The sequence below is a fragment of the Citrobacter sp. wls619 genome, from assembly GCF_005281345.1.
Taxonomy (GTDB): domain Bacteria; phylum Pseudomonadota; class Gammaproteobacteria; order Enterobacterales; family Enterobacteriaceae; genus Citrobacter.
In genome coordinates this window covers 215,705-235,245 of record NZ_SZXJ01000101.1, presented here as the reverse complement: position 1 = coordinate 235,245, position 19,541 = coordinate 215,705, and the positions used below count along the sequence as shown (strand labels likewise).

Genomic DNA, 19,541 nt, shown 5'->3' with positions numbered 1-19,541 from the left:
GGAGAAAATTATGCTGCGTCGTTTACTTCAGCTGTATGTCGGACTGGCGCTGTACGGCGTTTCGACGGCGATGTTTGTACGTGCAGATTTAGGGGCTGACCCGTGGAACGTATTTCATCTGGGCGTGGCAAATCTATTATCGATGAATATCGGCCTGGTGATCATCGCCGTGGGGGTACTGGTCCTGCTGGCATGGATACCACTGCGCCAGCGCCCCGGATTTGGCACTCTCAGCAATGTCATTATGATTGGTTTGGCGGCAGATGCTGCGCTGGCGGTGATCCCAGGATTTGAATCGCTACTGACGCGCAGTGGACTGCTGGTGGCGGCGGTTATCTTGAATGCGCTAGCGACCAGCCTGTACATCGGTGCCGGTTTTGGGGCGGGCCCACGCGACGGCCTGATGACCGGCATTCATGCGCGTACTGGTTGGTCTGTACGGACTATCCGGACCGCAATCGAGGTGTCGGTTTTGCTCAGCGGTTGGCTTCTTGGCGGAACCGTGGGTGTTGGAACAGTACTGTATGCGTTAGCTATTGGACCGTTAATTCAGATTTGCCTGCCGTGGTTTCGTCATCAGCCGCAGTCACGTATTCGTGTTCGGAATGAGCCTACGGCGTGATTGCCTGCTGACGACTAAACTTAACCTCGACTGACGCGGCCGGAATCGGCTTGCCGCGCAGTACACTTCGGAGGTTTATCTGATGAAGTATGTTGATGGTTTTGTTGTTGCCGTTCCTGCCGAAAACAAGGAGGCATATATCGCGATGGCGGCAAAGGCTGCTCCGCTTTTCAAGGAATTCGGCGCGCTGCGCGTTGTGGAGTGTTGGGCTGATGATGTTCCCGACGGTAAGTTGACCGATTTTCGTATGGCGGTCAAAGCGCAGGATCATGAGGAAGTGGTATTCAGCTGGATTGAATACCCTTCCAAAGAAGTCCGCGATGCGGCGAACCAGAAGATGATGTCCGATCCCCGTATGAAGGAGTTTGGTGAATCTATGCCATTTGATGGCAAGCGAATGATCTACGGTGGATTCTCGCCCATTATGGAAGAGTGACGTGACTGGCTGTGCGGCGTGCCGCCAGCCATCTCAATACACGCCAGTGCCATGCTAAAGTCGTTTTTCCGCCCACAGAATAAATTCCGCCTTTGGCAGTGCTTTGCTGTACAGCCAGCCCTGACCATACTGTACGCCATGTTGACGTAGCCAGCTTTCCTGGTTCTCGGTCTCGATGCCTTCTGCCACCATTTCCAGCTTCAGCGTTTTCGCTATCTCGATAATATGTGGCGTGACGTTATTGTATTCCAGCGCATCAACAAACGATTTGTCTATCTTCAGGATGTCCACATCCAGATCCTGCAAATAACTCAGGCTGGAATAGCCTGTACCAAAATCATCAATATAAATAGGGTGGCCAGCCTGGCGGTATTTGGCGATAAACGGTGCACTGTTTTTCGGGTCGGCAAATTCACGCTCAGTCAGCTCCAGGGCAATTTGTGCGGGGTTTAGTTGCCAGTGGTTAACCATGTGGCTTAACAGTGCCGGCAGCGTTTCGGACTTCAAATCGGCCGACTCAAGGTTGAGGGATATATGCTGTTGAGGATGTTGATGCAGCCATTTACCCAGATCCTCGAAGACGTTTTCAATAATCAAACGTGTGAGAGGTTCTGTCAGGCCGGTCTCTTCGGCCAGGGGGATAAAAATATCGGGTGAGAGATAGCTACCGTCAGCTTGTCGCCAGCGGGCCAGTGCTTCTGCACCCACGACCTTTCCCGTTTTGAGCGAAATAATGGGCTGGTAATGGACCTTGATAGCCCGGTTCTGAATGGCGTCTTGCAATTGGTGATGGGGGGACTGCAAGCGGCGCAAAATACGCAGAATAAAGAAGGCGGTGAGCAGGCCAATAATAATCCCTGCCGGGAGCCAGATCAGCGCCTGTCGGTGCCAGGATTTTTGCAAAGGTAATGTCGACGCCCAGCTGACGATCGTGATACCCAGTTCGGGGAAAGGGCGAGAATTATAAATACTGCCCTCTTTTTGAAAATGGCTGATAGAACTGTCTTTTTGCAGTTGATGCAACACGTCTAAAGGGAGATCGGCACTACTGGCCACCACGATGTTGCTTACTGTACCCACAATGGCGACTTCGATAGGCCATGAACCAAAAGGGATAACATCAATGAACGATCCCGGATCGATCATCACCACATAATGTTCGCTGCCAAGCGCCGCCATAAAACGTTGTATTCCGAGGTCGTTTTGCGAGGTTAACCAGGCGCGATAGCCATCAGGTGTCATTTTCATTGGCGGCGGAAACGCAGCAGCCAGGCTTCTTTTTTCAAGGGAGGAACACTGTGGAACATTGTCTTTGAGGTACATCACTTCCTGAATATAACGGTAGCTGTATGACAACCGGCGCATTTCCAGTAAATGTTCCTCTGAGCAGGGCACCCCCTGGAAGGCTTCTATTTTGCGTAGCGCTTTTTTGGCCTGCTCGCCAACGCGTTCCGTACGCAAAGCGACCCGGGTAGAGAATGAATCAAGCTCATCTATAAATTTCGTTTCGACCTGACGATGTGCCAGCCACAGGCTTAAACACACCGGTATGAGGATGGACAGAACCAGTATTCCCGTCACCAGGCCAATCAGATGTCGTGTTGTCACAGTGATATCCTTATTAACACAGCGTAGAGAAAGTATATCCGAAAGCTAAAAAAGCAATTCGATTGGCATCATATATTTAGGGCCACTTATCACTCCGATAAATTACCCATAGCATAAATCAGGTTGAGATCTGTTCGGGAGTGGTGTATTTTTATGGGTATGTTATAACGTAACAAATTGAGGTTGCCATGAAACCGGATATCCACCCTTTTTATCGCCCAGTGGTGTTTCACGATACCAGTGCCAATGAATACTTTAAGGTCGGTTCGACGATCAAAACCGAACGAGAGATTGAGTTCGAGGGCCAAATGTACCCGTACGTAACGCTTGATATCTCGTCTAAGTCACATCCGTACTACACCGGTAAACAGAAAACCTTCGATAACGAAGGCAGCGCGGCGCGTTTCCAGAAACGTTTCGGCCACTTCATTGGCACTAAGCGAGGTTAAGATGCAGGTACTCAATTCACTTCGCAGCGCAAAGCAGCGGCACCCTGACTGCCAGATAGTCAAACGCAAAGGGCGTTTGTACGTCATCTGCAAAACGAATCCGCGGTTTAAAGCGGTACAGGGCCGTAAAAAAAGACGTTAGTCACTTTGCCAGCATTACAGGGACTGAAGTGCGTTCCCCTCGGGGGACGCACTTTTTTTGTTTGTGACAGGGCGTGATTACTGACTGGCCTGCGCGCGGGTGAGTGTGAAGACATCATAAAATGACAGTTCGCCTTTCCGCGTTATCATTTTTTGCAGTTGGGCCTTATGTTCACTGTCGACTTGGGGAGAGTGCAGGATAGTGTCGATGAGCGAGGGTGGCACAAAACGCGTGTTGTACCATTCACCGTTATAGCAGACTCTGAAATCCAGTACGTCAATGTCTTCAAAGCGGTAACGCGGCGCAACATCAAAAAAGAAAAAGGCGTTGAGTAAGGCGAACAGTACCACCAACAGCCATACCGAATCGACCAGCGTTTCTGATTGCAGCATAACCGCCAGCGTGGCAAAAAACGCAACATACATGCCGATAAATAGCCCTGGATGTTTACGAATAAAGCTGATGCTAAAGCGCGGTTTGTTGTCGCGCTTTTCGCGAATATTTAAGTCGTCGATGGTTTCGGTAAGCAGGCGTTGTATTTCTGTCATCTCTTGCCTTCGTGAAGTCTGCAATAGTCAGGAGGGATCAGCCCATTTTAAAAGGGGATACTGTCTGAGAAAAGTAACAGATTAACCACAATTTAGCATAACAGTTACATATCAGATCACAGTGTTTTGATGATCCGTGCCGGATTGCCTCCGACGACGGTGTTTGCCGGAACGCTTTTAGTCACCACTGCGCCTGACGCCACAACCACGTTGTCGCCCAGTGTTACACCCGGATTTATGACTGCGCGCCCCCCGATCCAGACATTATTCCCGATAGTTACAGGTTTCCCTAGTTCAACCCCGCTGTTGCGTTCGTTAGCGTCCAGTGGATGAGTTGCCGTATAGATATGGACTCCCGGTGCCAGCATACAGTTATCACCGATGTGGATTGGGCAGACATCAAGCATGACGCAGTCGAAGTTGGCGTAAAACGCTTTGCCGAGATAAATGTTATACCCGTAGTCGCAACGAAAAGAGGGCTCAATGTAAGCGCCTTCGCTTTGACCCAACAGATCGTGCAAGATAGCCTGACGTTCACTCTGCGCATCGGGTGCGGTGGCATTGTATCGGTGGATGAGTTGACGTGCGCGGAGACGGTCGTTGCGCAACGTTTCATCTGCCGGGCGATACAGTTCTCCGGCGATCATCTTTTTCTTCTCTTCACTCATTACGAACTTTCCTGTTTGCTGATAGGCAGTCACAGTACAGTAAAACGCAATGCAGGGAGGGGGAACGTTCCCGTTTTCTCGCTGTGATCGCAATCACGTGATTTGAATTAAATAATGTTTTTTGGTACGGGAAATGGTCAGTCAGACAAACAAATGTTTTGCGATACCTGACTTAACCTCATGAGCAATTAACGAATAAATTTCCAAACAGAGGTTGGGATCTTGTCGTAGAGCTTATTCATGGTCAATTCAGCAAGACGATGATCGGCGGCTGAGTAAAATACAGCCAGTTCATTGTCAGACAATTCATATTTATTTTTCTCAATAACACGTTCAAGTGTGTCAATTGTTTGACAGCGTCGCAGGCGCATCAAATAATCTGTTTTAGTTAATGGTTTATCGGACATAACTCTTACCTATGATTGTAATAATTTTTAACAAGACAAACTGACAGGATTAGCCCTGGTGGCATTGACAAAACAGCGAAACAGTCGATTACCTGACTTCCGCCATTTCTGCAGATCCTGCGTATTAATACCATAACTACTGAACAACATAAAAGTGTCATCCAGGTATTCATCAATCTGCGCGATCAGCTTATTGTCCTCATTGTACTTAATTTTATAATTAAGTGCGAAGGTTGCAATATGCTCTATCAGTTCATTGAGCTGCAAGCTGGTTGCGGAGGTAGGGTCATTTACCCAACCATGGTTGCTTTGTTCAAGGTTTGCAAGACAGTCATGATACAGGGTTTCGCAGAGAAATTTAAGCTGCGCGATATCATGTCTTTTCGGTGAGTATTCATCCATAACGCATCCCCTTCTTAGTGGTTTAGACTAACCGAACACCTTTCGGGATGGATACAACAAACGACCTGGAACTTGCCCGCGACTCCTGATGATTTAACTATAATCTACTCTAAAAAAGATTTCATCGTCATATCACGAAAAATTACAATTATGTAAAATTATGATGCAGTGCCATTTTTACATTTTAACAGATAAATGCTGGTATTCGAAATGGAACAACTTCGTTATTCTCGGCCAATCATCACGTTATCTTGTTTAGGTTTAGCAACGAAAGGCGACAATCGACTCTGTGAACGAAAACTAGGAATAGTCTTAATATTTATTTAGGTAAATAAAGGTTCGTGACGTTTTTTAAGAATAGCCTTTAAGCTCGCAAGGATTATATCGCTTATTTAAACAAGAGAAAATAAACGAAATCGCAATAAGCGATTTTTATGATTTTTTTCCAGAAAAAAGGCCGCTTGCGCGGCCTTATCTTTAGGAATGTATCAATGATGCTCAACTGAGTGGCTATGTTCAACATCTTCATTCTTGCGGCTAAAGCGGCGGCGGACCACCACAAAGAACACCGGAACAAAGAAGATAGCCAATACGGTTGCTGTGACCATCCCGCCCATTACGCCAGTACCGACGGCGTTCTGCGCGCCACTACCTGCACCTGAGCTGATAACCAGCGGCATTACGCCGAGGATAAAGGCTAACGATGTCATCAGAATCGGACGTAAACGCATACGAACCGCGTCCAGCGTCGCTTCTACCAGGCCTTTACCTTCTTTATCCATCAAGTCTTTGGCGAATTCGACGATCAATATCGCGTTCTTCGCCGACAACCCAATGGTTGTGAGCAGGCCCACCTGGAAGTAAACGTCGTTGGTCAAACCACGGAACGTTGCCGCCAGCAGCGCACCGATAACCCCCAGCGGAACAACCAGCATAACGGAGAACGGAATTGACCAGCTCTCGTACAATGCTGCCAGACACAGGAAGACGACGATCAGTGAAATCGCATACAGGGCAGGTGCCTGGTTACCAGACAGTCGTTCCTGATAGGACATGCCCGTCCAGTCATAGCCGATACCGGATGGCAGTTTGCTGGCCAGTTGCTCCATCATTGCCATCGCTTCACCGGTACTTTTACCCGGTGCGGCCTGGCCCAGGATTTCCATGGACGGCAGACCGTTATAGCGTTCCAGACGCGGTGAACCATATTCCCAACGCGAGGAAGAGAACGCAGAGAACGGCACCATTTGTCCATCGCTACCGCGGACATACCAGTTTCCAATATCTTCCGGCAACATACGGTATTTGGCTTCAGACATGACGTAAACTTTCTTCACACGACCACGGTCGATGAAGTCGTTCACGTAGCTTCCGCCCCATGCCGCGCCCAGCGTTGTATTAATGTCACTAATGGAAACACCCAGAGCCTGCGCTTTTTCCTGATCGATATCGATCTTGAATTGCGGAGTATCTTCCAGACCGTTAGGACGTACGCCCACTAACAAATCAGGATGTTTCGCGACTTCACCAAACAGCTGGTTACGCGCCTGAGTCAATTTTTCATGGCCCAGACCGGCCTGGTCAATCAACTGGAAGTCGAAACCCGTCGCGGTGCCCAGTTCTACAATTGCTGGCAGGTTAAAGGCGAACACCATGGCGTCTTTAATCTGCGAGAACGCCCCCATCGCACGCTGAGTAATCGCTTCTACTTTGTTCTCTTCACCTGGACGTTCACTCCAGTCTTTCAGAGAGACGAATGCGATACCGGTGTTCTGACCACGACCAGCAAAGCCGAAGCCGTTAACCGCAAACACCGATTCAACATTCGCTTTTTCTTTGGTCAGGTAGTAATCCGTCACTTCGTCCAGCACTTTCTGGGTACGCTCTTGCGTTGCACCCGCTGGCAGCTGAGCCATGGTCAGGAATACACCCTGGTCTTCATCTGGCAGGAAGGAGCTTGGCAGGCGAACGAACAGATAGGCCATGCCGACGACGATGATCAGATACAGCGCCAGGTAGCGACCGGTGCTGCGCAGAATACCGCCTACGCTATCGGTGTAGTGGTGCGTGCTCTTATCGAACATGCGGTTGAACCAACCGAAGAAGCCCGTTTTGCCTTCACCGTGATCGCCTTTAGCAATCGGTTTAAGCATGGTTGCACACAGGGCAGGGGTCAGAATCAACGCCACCAGTACAGACAACGCCATTGCGGAAACAATGGTGATGGAGAACTGACGGTAAATTGCACCGGTAGACCCCCCGAAGAAGGCCATTGGGATAAATACCGCTGACAGTACCATCGCGATACCCACCAATGCGCCCTGAATCTGGCCCATTGATTTACGCGTTGCTTCTTTCGGTGGTAGCCCTTCTTCAGCCATGACACGTTCAACGTTCTCGACCACCACGATGGCGTCATCCACCAACAGGCCGATGGCGAGCACCATCCCGAACATCGTTAGCGTGTTTATCGAGAAGCCGAAAATTGCCAGCACAGCAAAAGTACCCAACAAGACGACCGGGACGGCGATAGTCGGAATCAACGTCGCGCGGAAGTTCTGCAGGAACAGATACATAACCAGGAACACGAGGATGATTGCTTCCGCCAGCGTCTTCACAACTTCGTGAATAGAGATTTTCACGAACGGTGTTGTGTCATACGGATAAACAATTTTCAGGCCTGATGGGAAGAACGGTTCCATCTTCACCAGTTCAGCACGGATAGCCGCTGCAGTATCCAGGGCGTTCGCGCCGGTAGCCAGTTTGATACCCAGACCAGACGCAGGCTTGCCGTTGAACTTCGCAATGATGTCGTAGTTTTCACCACCCAGTTCAATCTTCGCTACATCGCGCAGACGAACCTGGGAGCCATCCTGGTTCACTTTCAGCAGAATTTTGCCGAATTCGTCGGTCGAGGTCAGACGCGTCTGAGCAATGATAGAGGCGTTCAGTTGCTGGCCTTTCACGGGTGGCGTACCACCAAGCTGACCGGCTGCAACCTGGGCGTTCTGCGCTTTAATCGCGGAAATCACATCTACCGGCGTAAGCTGGTATTTGTTCAGTTCGGTTGGGTCCATCCAGATACGCATCGCGTACTGTGAACCGAACAGCTGCACGTCACCGACACCTGAAGTACGGCTGATGGTGTCTTTCATGTTAGCGGCGACGTAATCCGAGATATCTTCCTGCGTCATGGTGCCATCGGTGTTGATAACACCAACAACCATCAGGAAGCTGCTGGATGACTTCTCAACGCTAACCCCTTGCTGCTGTACTTCCTGAGGCAGCAACGGCATGGCCAGCTGCAGTTTGTTCTGCACCTGTACCTGCGCGATATCTGCATCAGTACCGGACTGGAAGGTTAAGGTGATCTGCACGGTACCCGTGGAGTCACTGTTTGAGGACATGTACATCAGGTTATCGATACCGTTCATATTCTGTTCGATAACCTGCGTAACAGTATCCTGTACTGTTTTGGCATCAGCGCCAGGGTAGGTCGCGGAGATCGTCACTGCCGGAGGTGCAATAGTAGGATATTGCGCTACCGGCAATTTGAGGATCGCGAGCCCCCCTGCCAACATGATGATAATGGCGATCACCCACGCAAATATGGGGCGATCGATAAAGAAATTAGGCATGTCTTAACGGCTCCTGTTTAAGTTAAGACTTGGACTGTTCAGGCTGGCTACCGCTTGCGGCTGGCTGGTTATTATCCGCGGTGACTTCCTGCGCTTTAACCTGAGCGCCAGGACGAACTTTCTGCAGCCCACTTACAATCACGCGGTCGCCCGGCTTAAGTCCTTCAGTGACTAACCATTTGTCGCCAATTGCTTGTGCTGCCACAATTTGACGCGTTTCAACTTTGTCATCAGCACCGATAACTAACGCACTGGCATCGCCACGCGGTGTACGGGTAACGCCTTGCTGTGGAACCAGTAACGCCGTTGGGTTTGTCCCTTCTTCCAGACGCGCACGGACGAACATGCCCGGCAGTAAGGTGTGATCCGGGTTCGGGAAGATTGCGCGTAACGTAATTGACCCAGTGGTTTGATCAACCGTCACATCCGAAAACTCCAGCGTACCGGACTGCGGGAATTTAATACCGTCGCTGGTGACCAGTTCGACTTTTGCTTTACCGTTCTCTTGCTTCAGCGTGCCATTGGCCAACTCTTGTTTCAGGCGCAGGAAATCGTTACTTGACTGCGTCACATCGACATAGATGGGATCCAACTGCTGAACGGTCGCCAGTGCTGTTGCCTGACCGTTTTGCACCAGTGCGCCTTCAGTAACGGATGACTTACCAATGCGGCCGCTGATTGGCGACGTGACTTTGGTATAGGCCAGATTGATACGTGCGGTTTCTACTGCGGCTTTCGCAGCGACAACAGCAGCGTTCGCCTGTTGTGCATCTGCCTGCGCGCTATCGTAGTCCTGTTGGCTGATGTATTTCGTACCTAACAGTTTCTGATAACGTTTAACCGTCAACTGAGCGATATTTGCCGCTGCTTGTGCTTTGGCCAGATCGCCTTTCGCACTTTCGTACGCGGCCTGGTAAGTAGCAGGATCAATCTGATAGAGAGACACACCTGCTTCAATGTCGCCGCCTTCGGTAAAGTTACGCTTCAGGATAATACCGCTGACCTGAGGGCGAACTTCCGCAATGCGAAAAGCACTGGTGCGACCAGGGAGTTCAGTTGTGATCTGTAGAGGTTCAGTTTTGAGCGTCACAACTCCAACTTCTGGCATCTGCTGGCCCCCTTGTTGGGCCTGTTTGTCGTCACATCCTGTTAGCGCTAAGCTGCCTGAGAGCATCAGAACGACTGCCAGAGGCGTTAACCCTCTGTTTTTGTTCATATGTAAACCTCGAGTGTCCGATTTCAAATTGATCAATGGCTTAAAGCCCATAAACCCATTGCTGCGTTTATATTATCGTCGTGCTATGGTACATACATTCACAAATGTATGTAAATCTAACGCCTGTAAATTCACTGACCTATGGCACGAAAAACCAAACAACAAGCACAGGAAACACGGCAGCACATTCTGGATGTTGCCCTGCGTTTGTTTTCGCAGCAAGGGGTATCATCCACCTCGCTTGCGGAGATCGCAAAAGCCGCTGGTGTAACTCGCGGTGCTATCTATTGGCATTTCAAAAATAAGTCGGATTTATTCAGTGAAATCTGGGAGCTAGCAAAACCTAACATTGATGAGTTAGAAACTGAGTATCAGGCAAAATTCCCCGACGATCCACTATCAGTATTAAGAGAAATATTAGTTTACGTTCTTGAAGCGACCGTGACTGAAGAACGCCGACGTTTATTGATGGAGATTATATTCCACAAATGCGAATTTGTCGGGGAAATAGCAACAGTTCAACTGGTTCAACGCAGCCTGTGTCTCGAAAACTATGACCGGATCGAACAAACGCTGCGACACTGTATGGCTGCAAACATGTTGCCGGAGAATCTGAATACGCGCCGTGTGGCAGTGCTACTGCGTAGTTATATCTCCGGGATCATTGAGAACTGGTTATTCGCGCCCGAATCGTTTGATTTGCGAAAAGAGGCGCGCGACTACGTTGCAGTGCTACTGGAGATGTGTCTGCTTTGTCCGACACTGCGTGTGAAGGTCGCAGAGGCGGGCTAACTTTCGGACCCAATACCAGGAATTCTCCTGGAGGGTTTCCCTCCTGCTATTCTGTCCGTCACAGCCGTGATATTCTTGCCGCTTGACTATTTTCGGTCACTTTCCCGGTTCAGAAACGTTCATTCTCATGACTATGTTGCAGCTCTATAAACGTTCACAGCATCTTATTGCTATAAGCATTCTTTTCTTCATTCTACTGCTGTCCAGCCAGTCATCAGCATTTGCGCGGGCGCAACAGAATGGTGAACTACCGACAAAAGCGGATATTCAGAGCCAGTTAGACACGCTGAATAAACAAAAAGATCTTTCCGCGCAGGACAAACTGGTTCAGCAGGATCTCATCGATACTATCGCCACGCTGGATAAAATAGATCGCGTAAAAGATGAGACCGTACAGCTTCGTCAGAAAGTGGCTCAGGCGCCGGAGAAAATGCGCCAGGCAACGGATGCATTGAATTCGCTCAGCGATGTCGATAATGACGATGAAACGCGAAAAACGCTGAGTACGCTCTCTCTGCGTCAGCTTGAATCTCGTGTCGCCCAGGTGCTGGACGATCTGCAAAGCGCGCAAAACGACCTTGCCGCCTACAACAGTCAGTTGGTTTCGCTGCAAACGCAGCCAGAGCGCGTGCAAAATGCGATGTACACCGCATCACAGCAAATGCAGCAAATCCGTAATCGCCTGGATGGGACTAATGTGGGTGAGGCGGCATTACGCCCCAGCCAACAGGTGTTGCTGCAGGCGCAGCAAGCGTTGCTGAGCGCGCAGATCGATCAACAGCGTAAGAGTCTGGAAGGCAACACGGTTTTGCAGGATACCTTGCAGAAACAGCGTGATTATGTAACGGCGAATACGAATCGTCTTGAACATCAGCTTCAGTTGCTGCAGGAAGCGGTGAACAGCAAACGTCTGACGCTAACCGAAAAGACGGCGCAGGAAGCGGTAACACCAGACGAAGCGGCGCGTATCCAGACCAACCCGCTAGTTAAACAAGAACTTGATATTAACCATCAGCTCAGTCAGCGTCTGATATCTGCCACCGAAAACGGCAACGCGCTAATGCAGCAAAACATTAAAGTCAAAAACTGGCTTGATCGTGCGCTGCAATCTGAACGCAATATTAAAGAACAAATCGCCGTGCTGAAAGGCAGCCTGCTGTTGTCACGCATTCTGTACCAGCAACAGCAAACGCTGCCGTCGGCAGATGAACTTGCCGACATGACCAACCGTATTGCCGACTTACGTCTGGAACAATTCGAGGTCAACCAGCAGCGTGATGCGCTATTCCAGAATGATGCGTTTGTCGCCAAACTAGAAGAAGGGCACAGCAATGAAGTGAATGGCGAAGTCCATGATGCCCTGCTGCAGGTTGTGGATATGCGTCGTGAACTGTTGGACCAGCTCAATAAGCAGTTGGGTAACCAATTGATGATGGCCATTAACCTGCAAATTAATCAGCAGCAGTTAATGAGCGTATCGAAAAACCTGAAAGGGATCCTCACGCAGCAAATCTTCTGGGTAAACAGTAACCGCCCGATGGACTGGGACTGGATCAAGGCGTTCCCGCAAACGCTAAAAGACCAGTTTAAGTCGATGAAAATTACCGTGAACTGGGAGAAAGCCTGGCCGGCGGTATTCATTGCATTCCTGGCCGGTCTGCCGTTGCTGCTTATTGCCGGGCTCATCCGCTGGCGTCTGAAATGGCTGAAAGAGTATCAGGCAAAACTCGCCGCCGCGGTGGGTAACCTGCGTAATGACAGCCAGCTTAACACGCCAAAAGCGATACTGATTGATTTGATCAGAGCCTTGCCTGCGTGTCTGATTATTCTCGCCGTAGGCTTGATTCTGCTGACGATGCAATTAAACGTCAGCGATCTGCTGTGGGCATTCAGTAAGAAGATGACCGTTTTCTGGCTGGTGTTTGGTCTGTGCTGGAAGGTACTGGAAAAAGATGGCGTGGCGATACGTCATTTTGGCATGCCAGCGAAACAGACCAGCCACTGGCGTCGCCAGATTGTGCGTATTAGCCTTGCGCTGTTGCCGCTTAACTTCTGGTCGGTTATTGCTGAACTGTCGCCGCTTAATCTGATGGACGATGTATTAGGGCAAGTCGTTATTTTCTTTAACCTGCTGCTGATCGCCTTCCTGGTGTGGCCAATGTGCCGTGAAAGCTGGCGTGACAAAGAGTCGCACGGTCTGCGTCTGGTCACTATCACCGTACTGTCTATTATCCCGATTGCATTAATGGTGCTGACGGCGACCGGTTATTTCTACACCACGCTGCGCCTGGCCGGTCGTTGGATTGAAACGGTTTATCTGGTTATTGTCTGGAACCTGCTATACCAGACGGTGCTGCGTGGGTTGAGCGTGGCGGCACGCCGCATTGCCTGGCGGCGTGCGTTAGCGCGTCGTCAGAATCTGGTAAAAGAAGGGGCCGAAGGCGCAGAACCGCAGGAAGAACCGACCATCGCGCTGGAACAGGTAAACCAGCAAACGCTGCGTATTACGATGCTGTTGATGGTGGCACTGTTTGGTGTTCTGTTCTGGGCAATTTGGTCCGATCTGATCACCGTGTTTAGTTACCTCGACAGCATTACGCTTTGGCATTACAACGGTACTGAAGCGGGAGCTGCAGTGGTGAAAGATGTCACCATGGGCAGTTTGCTGTTTGCCATTATTGCCTCGATGGTGGCGTGGGCGCTGATCCGCAACTTACCTGGTCTGCTCGAAGTGCTGGTGCTGTCGCGACTCAAAATGCGCCAGGGCGCATCGTATGCCATCACCACGATCCTCAATTACGCGATTATCGCTATCGGGGCAATGACAGTCTTCGGGTCGCTCGGCGTATCGTGGGACAAACTCCAGTGGCTGGCAGCGGCCCTGTCGGTTGGTCTGGGTTTTGGCTTACAGGAAATCTTCGGTAACTTCGTCTCGGGTCTGATTATTCTGTTTGAACGTCCGGTACGTATTGGCGATACGGTTACCATTGGTACGTTCTCCGGTACGGTCAGCAAGATCCGTATTCGTGCAACAACGATTACCGACTTTGATCGTAAAGAGGTCATTATCCCGAATAAGGCGTTTGTGACGGAGCGTCTGATCAACTGGTCACTGTCCGATACCACCACACGCCTGGTTATTCGTATTGGCGTGGCTTATGGTTCAGATCTGGATAAAGTGAAGAAAGTGCTGCTGCAGGCGGCAACGGAACATCCGAAAGTGATGCACGATCCGGAACCGGCAGTGTTCTTTACGGCTTTCGGCGCCAGCACGCTGGATCATGAACTGCGTTTATACGTTCGCGAACTGCGGGATCGCAGCCACACGGTTGATGAACTGAACCGCGCAGTTGATCGTTTATGTCGTGAAAACAATATTGATATCGCCTTTAACCAACTCGAAGTGCACCTGCATAATGCGAAAGGTGACACCGTGACCGAGGTTAAGCGTGACATCATCAAAGGCGACGATCCGACGCCTTCTGTAGGTTAAGTTGCAATCAGGGTGGCAAATATGCCGCCCTGATTGCATTTAGTGCGTCAGCGCGACCAGTTCTTCCTGCGTCAGGCCCGTAAGGTGCGTAATCAGATCCGGTTCCAGGCCGCGGGCGAGCATTTTTTGTGCGATATTACGCGCTTCAACCTGCCGACCTTCTTCTAACCCTTTTTCCAGACCTTTTTCCAGACCTTGCTGCATTCCTTCTGCTCTACCTTTTTCTTCCAACCATTCGGCAATCGTCATCAGCTGTTCCTTGTACTGTGGCGCACTCTGCGCCAGTTGGCGGACAAGTACGCCGGGTTCCGTGGTATTTCCTGCTTTAAGCATGTAATTAATCAAAACGTCGATTTGATATTCTGTCAGATGCTCTTGCGTTAAGAGCGTAATAAGTTGATCCAATAATTCGCTCAGATCCCGTCGACGAATATGTTTTTGCAGGAGTTCCAGCATCGCTACCCGTTGATGCTGCAGGATCTGATTATCTGGCATTACGGTCAGGTCTACCAGTGCAAATTCATTGCCATAAAGCGCTTTCGCAAGCTTTGGCTCGCTAAACAGGTGATGCCAGTTAAGGGTATAGGGCCACGGACTTTCCGTGCCATGGTAAAACAGGACAGGGACAACCAGAGGTAGCGTTTTATGCCCGGCGTTAAGGTGATGCTGCATGGCGGCAATAGCGTAGCGCATCAGGCGAAAGGCCATGAATTTATCGGGTTTGCTCTGATGTTCAATCAGCGCGTAAACGTAGCCGGGTCCATGTTTTGTTTGTAGGGAATAGAGGATATCTGAATAGCAGGTGCGTAAATCATCCTCAATAAAGCTGCCTGATTCCAGCGTTAATGTCGCCATATCGCATATATTGAGAAATGCTTCAGGCAAATGGATTTGCAAAAAATCTCGGGCGACCTCTTTTTGCGTCAGCATTTGCCGAAAGACCGCATCGTGCGGTGTGGTGGGGAGTCGTTCCATGATCGGTCCGTTATCGTCGTGATGTTGCGACGACTCTGACACCGAAGCCAATGGCAGACCAGAGGGCAATTAATCAGTTTGCGAGGAGTCTTCCGCTGTTTTAAGTTTGTTTTCATAATCACGCATAACGATCTCCAGCGCGCGTAGCACTGTGCGCGCTGGTAGTTGATTCTCTTCAAGTAAAACAATCAAATCGACGGCCAGTTTGACCTCGTCCGGGGCGTTCTCTAATGACATAAATTCTCCGGGGATTAACGGGTTAAACGCGCCAGCACGTTTTCTATTCTTGCCAGCGCATGACGGCAGCGCGCCAGTCGTGCTTCGAACGCCTCGACTTCTCGGTGCAGCTTTTGCTGCTCCTCAAACCCCGAGGCCTGAGCTAATCGCTCTTTACGTTCACGTGTCATCTCAACCAGACGCCGTTCAAATTCCTGATGCTGAACGCGTTTACGCTGCCAGCGGGCAAGACCCGGCGAGGCGCTGTCCCACTCGCGGAGCGACCAGGTGGCGGATTCGCGTGAAATCGCCTCTAACTGTGAGGCGAGATGCTCTGCAAGCCAGGCAATTTGCGGCAATTGTTGCTGCTCAACGGCACGACGCAGGGCGGCAAGATTATCGTCAGCTTCATCCAGGTAAGCCTGCAGCAGCGTGCTGCGAGTACGAAAAAGATGCCTGTCAAAGCGGGCGCTGAGCGTTGCGTGATGAGCCAAAGGCGCACATTGCTGGCGCAGGGTGTTGAGTTGACTTTCGAGCTTCTGTAGTAGCATGACGGTTTTCACGACAACACTCCGATGAAAATGAGAACTGTTATGCTAAAGTAGCGATTCTCTGTGTTAAGTACTCATACTATGCAACGCATTATTCTAATCATCATTGGCTGGATAGCGGTAGTGTTAGGCACGCTGGGCGTTGTATTGCCACTGTTGCCGACCACGCCATTTATCCTGCTGGCCGCCTGGTGTTTTGCTCGTTCATCGCCTCGCTTTCACGCCTGGCTGCTTTATCGTTCGTGGTTCGGCGGTTATTTGCGTCACTGGCAAAAACACCGCGCGATGCCGCCGGGAGCCAAGCCTCGCGCTATTTTATTGATCGTGCTGACATTTAGCGTTTCATTGTGGTTCGTGACTATGTTGTGGGTTCGCGTACTGCTGCTGGTGATGCTCGCCTGTTTGCTGATTTTTATGTGGCGAATCCCGGTGGTTGATGAAAAGCAACAAAAGCACTGAAGCACAATAATCGCTGTTGCAATTGTCTCTCACAGTCAGTAAATTCGACCGTTTTCGAGCACAGGCGCAGATGGTCAAAGGTTAAGCAAGTGTAACCCTGGCCCTTAATATAGACACAAAATCATTCAAGCTACGTCGAGGCGGCAACTGAATGAATCCCCGGAGCTTACATCAGTAAGTGACTGGGATGAATGAAGGCAGCCAACAAAGAGGTAGTTTGAAGGATGAAGTGTATAGTGCGCCGTGAAGTAATACTGTATTAATCAGGCACAAACTTATGACCGCGACTGCACAGCAGCTTGAGTTTCTCAAAAATAGCATCAAAAGCATCCATGACTACCCGAAACCGGGCATTCTTTTCCGTGATGTCACCAGTTTGCTGGAAGACCCGAAAGCGTATGCGCTCAGCATCGAATTGCTGGTTGAGCGTTACAAAAATGCCGGTATTACCAAAGTGGTCGGCACTGAAGCGCGTGGCTTCCTGTTTGGCGCACCGGTTGCGTTGGGTCTGGGCGTCGGGTTCGTTCCCGTGCGTAAACCGCGTAAGCTTCCGCGTGAAGTCATTGCTGAGAGCTATGAGCTGGAATACGGCACCGATCAGCTGGAAATCCACGTTGATGCCATCAAACCGGGCGACAAAGTTCTGGTCGTCGACGACCTGCTGGCAACCGGTGGCACGATTGAAGCGACCGTGAAGCTGATCCGTCGTCTGGGCGGCGAAGTGACCGATGCCGCTTTTATCATTAACCTGTTCGATCTGGGCGGCGAACAGCGTCTGGAAAAACAGGGGCTGACCTGTTATAGCCTGGTTCCATTCCCGGGCCACTAATTTAGGGCTATCTTATCCCGGCTGAATGAATACCGAGACACACAACCTCGCCGTCGCTGCGAGGTTGTGTTAGCATTATCCCCCTGTGAATCCACCCTCCAGCCTTTCAGAGCCTGCCAATGAGTTATCAGGTCTTAGCCCGAAAATGGCGCCCACAAACCTTTGCTGACGTCGTCGGCCAGGAACATGTGCTGACGGCACTGGCGAACGGCTTGTCGCTAGGGCGTATTCATCATGCTTATTTGTTTTCCGGCACCCGTGGCGTCGGGAAAACCTCTATCGCCCGCTTGCTGGCGAAGGGATTAAACTGTGAAACCGGCATCACCGCCACGCCGTGCGGCGTGTGCGATAACTGTCGCGAAATCGAGCAGGGGCGTTTTGTCGATCTGATTGAGATAGATGCTGCGTCGCGCACCAAAGTCGAGGACACCCGCGATCTGCTGGATAACGTCCAGTATGCGCCAGCGCGTGGTCGCTTTAAGGTCTACTTGATCGACGAAGTGCACATGCTGTCGCGCCACAGTTTTAACGCTTTACTGAAAACGCTCGAAGAGCCGCCCGCACACGTTAAGTTCTTGCTGGCGACTACCGATCCGCAGAAGCTGCCGGTGACTATCCTGTCGCGCTGTCTGCAATTCCACCTTAAGGCGTTGGATGTTGAGCAGATTCGCCATCAGCTTGAGCATATCCTCAAAGAAGAGCATATCGCCCATGAGCCTCGTGCACTGCAACTGCTGGCTCGCGCCGCGGACGGCAGCCTGCGCGATGCGCTGAGCCTGACCGATCAGGCGATCGCCAGCGGCGATGGTCAGGTGTCGACCGACGCGGTCAGCACCATGCTCGGTACGCTGGATGACGATCAGGCGCTGTCGCTCGTTGAGGCGGTTGTCGCTGCGGATGGCGAACGCGTTATGACGCTGGTGAACGACGCCGCCGCGCGCGGTATTGAATGGGAAGCGTTGCTGGTTGAGATGTCGGCCCTGCTGCATCGTATTGCCATGGTTCAACTTTCACCCGCCGCGCTCGGCAGCGATATGGCCGCCATTGAACAGCGTATGCGTGAACTGGCGCGAATTGTTCCGCCAACCGATGTGCAGCTTTACTATCAGACTTTGTTAATCGGGCGCAAAGAACTGCCGTATGCGCCGGACAGGCGAATGGGCGTCGAAATGACGCTGCTGCGTGCGCTGGCTTTTCATCCGCGCATGCCGCTCCCGGAACCTGAAGTTCCACGACAGTCGTTTGCCCCGGTCGCACCCACTGCGGTGATGACCCCGACTCAGGTGCAGCAGCAGGCTGCGCCTGCTCAGCAGCAACAGAATGTGCCGCTCTCCGATGCCACCAGCCAGGTGCTGGCGGCGCGCAGTCAGCTGCAACGCGCTCAGGGAGCAACCAAAGCAAAAAAGAGTGAACCGGCAGCCGCTTCCCGCGCGCGGCCGGTGAATAATGCTGCGCTGGAAAGACTGGCTTCGGTGTCGGAACGTGTTCAGGCGCGTCCGGCGGTCTCTGCGCTGGAAAAAGCACCGGCGAAGAAAGAAGCGTATCGCTGGAAAGCGACCAATCCGGTTGCAGAAGTCAAAGAAGTCGTCGCCACGCCAAAAGCCCTGAAAAAAGCGCTTGAGCATGAAAAAACGCCGGAACTGGCGGCAAAGCTTGCGGCTGAAGCTATTGAACGCGACCCGTGGGCCGCCCAGGTGAGCCACCTCTCGCTGCCTAAACTGGTGGAGCAGGTGGCGCTTAATGCCTGGAAAGAAGAGAATGGCAACGTGGTTTGCCTGCACCTGCGTTCCACGCAGCGACACCTTAATTCCAGCGGCGCGCAGCAAAAACTGGCTGAAGCACTGAGTTCCTTAACGGGGTCAACGGTTGAATTGACCATCGTTGAAGATGATAATCCAGCGGTGCGTACGCCGCTGGAGTGGCGTCAGGCCATTTACGAAGAGAAACTCGCGCAGGCGCGTGAGTCGATTATTGCGGATAATAACATCCAGACGCTGCGTCGTTTTTTCGATGCGGAGCTGGACGAAGAGAGTATTCGCCCCATTTGATCGTGAGCCTAATGGTTTGACGGTCGTCATCCCTTAACGTGA

19 protein-coding genes and 1 other annotated feature are annotated in these 19,541 nt (G+C 51.1%); of the genes, 9 read left to right on the top strand and 10 right to left on the bottom strand.

Annotated features, from left to right (window positions below):
- The first annotated feature begins 10 nt into the window (after positions 1-10).
- Together FDX19_RS23615 and FDX19_RS23610 are read left to right on the top strand one after the other, a co-directional pair.
- Entirely contained in the window at positions 11-622 is a 612-nt protein-coding gene (locus FDX19_RS23615) for a YitT family protein (protein WP_137384613.1), read from the top strand.
- 82 nt (positions 623-704) lie between these two features.
- Positions 705-1,058: a DUF1428 domain-containing protein gene (locus tag FDX19_RS23610; protein WP_061067436.1), complete on the top strand. Its 354-nt coding sequence runs from the start codon at positions 705-707 to the stop codon at positions 1,056-1,058.
- Positions 1,059-1,112: 54 nt separating this feature from the next.
- Here the strand turns inward: FDX19_RS23610 and FDX19_RS23605 are convergent, their stop codons facing one another.
- Positions 1,113-2,666 carry an EAL domain-containing protein gene (locus FDX19_RS23605; protein ID WP_137384612.1) on the bottom strand — a complete coding sequence of 518 codons (1,554 nt, stop codon included), beginning with the start codon at positions 2,664-2,666 and terminating at the stop codon, positions 1,113-1,115.
- A gap of 188 nt (positions 2,667-2,854) precedes the next feature.
- On the opposite strand from FDX19_RS23605, the gene FDX19_RS23600 reads away from it, so the two are divergent.
- A complete protein-coding gene (locus FDX19_RS23600; RefSeq protein ID WP_005125189.1) occupies positions 2,855-3,115 on the top strand; it encodes a type B 50S ribosomal protein L31 in 261 nt (86 codons plus the stop codon).
- 1 nt (position 3,116) lies between these two features.
- Positions 3,117-3,257 carry a type B 50S ribosomal protein L36 gene (gene ykgO, locus FDX19_RS23595; protein WP_005125190.1) on the top strand — a complete coding sequence of 47 codons (141 nt, stop codon included), beginning with the start codon at positions 3,117-3,119 and terminating at the stop codon, positions 3,255-3,257.
- 77 nt (positions 3,258-3,334) lie between these two features.
- On the opposite strand, the gene FDX19_RS23590 is transcribed toward ykgO, so the two are convergent.
- The 6 genes from FDX19_RS23590 to acrA form a co-directional block, all read right to left on the bottom strand.
- A complete protein-coding gene (locus FDX19_RS23590) occupies positions 3,335-3,805 on the bottom strand; it encodes a YlaC family protein (protein WP_040232692.1) in 471 nt (156 codons plus the stop codon).
- 116 nt (positions 3,806-3,921) lie between these two features.
- A complete protein-coding gene (maa, locus tag FDX19_RS23585) occupies positions 3,922-4,473 on the bottom strand; it encodes a maltose O-acetyltransferase (protein ID WP_137384611.1) in 552 nt (183 codons plus the stop codon).
- A gap of 188 nt (positions 4,474-4,661) precedes the next feature.
- Complete coding sequence (locus FDX19_RS23580) at positions 4,662-4,880, bottom strand: HHA domain-containing protein (protein ID WP_002892050.1); 219 nt, start codon at positions 4,878-4,880, stop codon at positions 4,662-4,664.
- Between the two features lie 27 nt (positions 4,881-4,907).
- Positions 4,908-5,282 (bottom strand): Hha toxicity modulator TomB, encoded by a 375-nt coding sequence (gene tomB, locus FDX19_RS23575; RefSeq protein ID WP_003021733.1) that lies wholly within the window; start codon positions 5,280-5,282, stop codon positions 4,908-4,910.
- A 488-nt stretch (positions 5,283-5,770) separates the two neighbouring features.
- A complete protein-coding gene (gene acrB / locus FDX19_RS23570; RefSeq protein ID WP_137384610.1) occupies positions 5,771-8,920 on the bottom strand; it encodes an efflux RND transporter permease AcrB in 3,150 nt (1,049 codons plus the stop codon).
- A 22-nt stretch (positions 8,921-8,942) separates the two neighbouring features.
- Positions 8,943-10,136 (bottom strand): multidrug efflux RND transporter periplasmic adaptor subunit AcrA, encoded by a 1,194-nt coding sequence (gene acrA / locus FDX19_RS23565; RefSeq protein WP_048212410.1) that lies wholly within the window; start codon positions 10,134-10,136, stop codon positions 8,943-8,945.
- 141 nt (positions 10,137-10,277) lie between these two features.
- Here acrA and acrR point away from each other — a divergent pair, with 141 nt between their 5' ends.
- A complete protein-coding gene (gene acrR, locus FDX19_RS23560) occupies positions 10,278-10,928 on the top strand; it encodes a multidrug efflux transporter transcriptional repressor AcrR (RefSeq protein ID WP_137384609.1) in 651 nt (216 codons plus the stop codon).
- Between the two features lie 127 nt (positions 10,929-11,055).
- Entirely contained in the window at positions 11,056-14,421 is a 3,366-nt protein-coding gene (mscK, locus tag FDX19_RS23555; protein WP_137384608.1) for a mechanosensitive channel MscK, read from the top strand.
- 39 nt (positions 14,422-14,460) lie between these two features.
- Here the strand turns inward: mscK and FDX19_RS23550 are convergent, their stop codons facing one another.
- From FDX19_RS23550 to priC, 3 genes are all read right to left on the bottom strand, one after another.
- The gene (locus tag FDX19_RS23550; protein WP_137384607.1) at positions 14,461-15,396 is read right to left on the bottom strand and encodes an Rpn family recombination-promoting nuclease/putative transposase; all 936 of its coding nucleotides are present in this window, start codon (positions 15,394-15,396) and stop codon (positions 14,461-14,463) included.
- Positions 15,397-15,465: 69 nt separating this feature from the next.
- Positions 15,466-15,633, bottom strand: a complete 168-nt coding sequence (gene rsmS / locus FDX19_RS23545; RefSeq protein ID WP_137384606.1) for a pleiotropic regulatory protein RsmS — start codon at positions 15,631-15,633, stop codon at positions 15,466-15,468.
- Between the two features lie 14 nt (positions 15,634-15,647).
- A complete protein-coding gene (priC, locus tag FDX19_RS23540) occupies positions 15,648-16,175 on the bottom strand; it encodes a primosomal replication protein N'' (protein ID WP_170974430.1) in 528 nt (175 codons plus the stop codon).
- A gap of 69 nt (positions 16,176-16,244) precedes the next feature.
- Here priC and FDX19_RS23535 point away from each other — a divergent pair, with 69 nt between their 5' ends.
- The 3 genes from FDX19_RS23535 to dnaX all read left to right on the top strand — a co-directional run bounded on the left by FDX19_RS23535 (position 16,245) and on the right by dnaX (position 19,499).
- Complete coding sequence (locus FDX19_RS23535) at positions 16,245-16,622, top strand: DUF454 family protein (RefSeq protein WP_121584307.1); 378 nt, start codon at positions 16,245-16,247, stop codon at positions 16,620-16,622.
- Between the two features lie 277 nt (positions 16,623-16,899).
- A complete protein-coding gene (apt, locus tag FDX19_RS23530; protein ID WP_006685676.1) occupies positions 16,900-17,451 on the top strand; it encodes an adenine phosphoribosyltransferase in 552 nt (183 codons plus the stop codon).
- A gap of 119 nt (positions 17,452-17,570) precedes the next feature.
- Positions 17,571-19,499, top strand: a complete 1,929-nt coding sequence (gene dnaX / locus FDX19_RS23525) for a DNA polymerase III subunit gamma/tau (protein WP_137384605.1) — start codon at positions 17,571-17,573, stop codon at positions 19,497-19,499.
- Positions 18,832-18,896, top strand: a sequence feature (DnaX frameshifting element). Its footprint overlaps the gene before it by 65 nt.
- Positions 19,500-19,541: the final 42 nt, after the last annotated feature.